The 2,624-nt window shown below is 59.5% G+C and carries 1 protein-coding gene; it reads right to left on the reverse strand.

The annotated features are described in order from the left end of the window. Positions 1 to 1,878: 1,878 nt before the first annotated feature. Positions 1,879 to 2,454 carry a hypothetical protein gene (locus QJT78_RS50050; protein ID WP_011084675.1) on the reverse strand — a complete coding sequence of 192 codons (576 nt, stop codon included), beginning with the start codon at positions 2,452 to 2,454 and terminating at the stop codon, positions 1,879 to 1,881. Positions 2,455 to 2,624 lie beyond the last annotated feature (170 nt).

Below are 2,624 nucleotides of genomic sequence, written 5' to 3' on the forward strand. Positions count from 1 at the left end.
TAGTCTCGGTCATGGCGTATCGCTCTCCTCGAGAGGTTCTGGCAGGCTCGTCACCCGCCTCGATACGCCGCCTTCCTCACACCGTCATCACCCAGATTCCGCCATAGCTCTGCAACGGACGAGCCGCTCACAGAGGAATTCAAGCCGTGGGTACACAGCGTCGATGAGGTTCTGCGCGAGGATCCATCCAGCGCAACGACTCGGGCAGTATTGCTTGGCGAGCTACCCGCCCTTGCATCGCCACGCGAACTCAGGCGGGTCATTTCCTTTCATGTAACAGCAGAAGATCACCAGATGGAATGCGAGCCGCGCGTCCTTGCCCCCGATCACTAGACGTGACCAAGGATTCCAGACCGTCCTGATTCCTACACTCCCCGCTATGGCCCGGTCGTCTGCCCCTGCTGGGACCTTCATGAGCAGCATCATCCGACATCAAATTCAGCTTACTGATCGTGTGAAGGGCGAGCGCAAGTTCAGTTTTTGCAATCTGCTCATCGTATTTGCCTGCACTTTGGTGCCACCCCCACGGGCAGATCCTCGGCGCTAGAAGTGAATGCGGCCCAATTGGCTGGGGGAGACTAAAGGCAATCGGCATTCGGCCACTTTTCCTCGCCAGCCAAACACGTAACCGGCGGCAGGGCGCCGAGCCCGTATGGAAGGCGCGCCCCCACGATTCCTAAATTCCGCAGCGGGATCTCTCCTGGGCAATCCTGACCGCGGCGAGCCCCAACATCACGTCGCCGGTGAACCCGAAATGGAGACGATAGAGCCACCAGATTGCGCAGCACCGGTCAAGATCGGACAAGGCTAGCCCGCGCCTAATTGCTGCGAGCATCCGCGCCATGGGCTTCATTCCGTGGATCATGTGGAAGCCTCGGCGTCTCGGGGCCGGCGCTCGCCATTCAATGACTTTCCGGGCGGTGGCGGCTCGCTGTCCGGCGCGTGCACCTGCAATAGATTGGGAGCTGAGATTGATGTTCGCCATGACGTTCTTTTCCGGTTTTTGAGGCTGGTTGCACACGCCTATGTGCATGCGATCTTGCGTGACTCTACGGTGGAGCTACTGCTTGCAGAACGCCCAGATTTGGTAGTGTTAAATTGACACGATTTCCTCGACAAATACGCTCACGCAATCCCACTGCTACGCAAAGCGACTGCGCCACTTGCGACGGTCCTTGCGGCTAGGCGATCTTTGCTGCCACCTCCTTGAGAATACCTTCGCGTCCGCCAAGACAATCCAGCCTCGCACTTGCAGGGCCTCCGCCGTTTCCAAGCAAGTGCTCAACGGGCACCGGTTTCTGCCCAATTTGCCGAACCCAGCCGACATCGAGCGCTGGCTTGCGGCCGAGCCCCGTTTGCCCTGGTAATTCTCGGTCACCTCGCGAAGCACCGCCCCGAGCAGTTCGGCCGCGGCACACCGTCGTGCAGCGCTCACGGGGATCCCTCAGACGCAAAGCAGCCGAGAAGACGATCATCCCGCGCACGGCTAACAGTGCGGCGCTGGCCGGTGATCCCGGGACCGGGGCGCGGCGGCGTGCCTTGGGCACTCCGCGACGCACCCCGGTTCTTCCGATCCCGCGCGCAATGGTGCAACCTCGGACTGGCCCACAGCCGGAGCTGTATCGGTCAAGCGCCAGCAACATCCTCGAGTGAAGCAACACGGCGACAATATTGCCGGCCGGATGACAGGTCGGCACCACGCAGACGAATGGCCAGGATGACCGTGCATCTCGAGCGCTGCCAGCGGGCCCGATGATGCGTACCCGCTGGCGGCTCGAACAATCCACTGCTAAGCGATGAACCGTCTATCCAGGTAAGGACAACCAAAGTGACCGCACGACTCAGACCCAGCGCGATCGGCTCACCGTCAAGTTGGTCTCATACCCGCGTAAGCTTAACGAATCCTCCTTCGGCTAGTTCGGCTTTGTAGGCCCGTCCGTTAAGATGGATGGTCGTGGGGCTATTGGCGGTCGGCATGAAACCTTCTTCGCGCAGCTTGTCTATGAGGGCAGGTGTGGCCCATTGCTGTGGTAGCGGCCTTCCATAGCGTCGGTTCTCCGCGAAGAAGGCTCCGAAGTCCGGTACCCCCGCCCGGCCGGCCCCAAGCACTTGGTCTTCCGCAGGGTTATGAACAAGAAGAACGCGATTACACTCATCCAAACCGGCCGTGTAGCGGTGACCCTGGATTTCATAGGTCATTGTCGGCTGGTCCGAGTCCGGCAAGAGACCCCGGTGGAACAGCCTATCGACCATCGAGTCAGGGGCGATTTGCGAACCGTGTGAAAATCTCTGGGGAGCGGCGAAGGAGACATCTACCGCTTCCTCAGGTGCGGCAGACGATGATGGTCCAGCTTCATTCATGATCTCGCTGAACAAATCATGATCTTCCTGTGTCCAGACGTGCGCTGTCGGTGATTCTGGTGAACGGGCATTATCGATCGGGCTTGGAGCCATAAAGCCCTCCTTTTTGTTAAGAGACCAAAGGCCTCTAGAATATCTCCCAGAGGGAATGAGCTCCCCGCGGGTCACTTCAAATTCCTCCGGGTGTGGTCAGTCAAATTCCTCCACCCGCGAGGCAGGACAAGGGACTGTTAGTTTGAGTTTGTTTCCCGGGCAAGAGCTTC

Origin of the sequence: Bradyrhizobium sp. Mp27 (genome assembly GCF_029953005.1) — a bacterium.
GTDB lineage: Bacteria > Pseudomonadota > Alphaproteobacteria > Rhizobiales > Xanthobacteraceae > Bradyrhizobium > Bradyrhizobium barranii.

Coding starts and splice junctions, on each gene's coding strand:
- QJT78_RS50050 (WP_011084675.1), bottom strand. CDS start 2,454: ATGGCTCCAAGCCCGATCGATAATGCCCGTTCACCAGAATCACCGACA.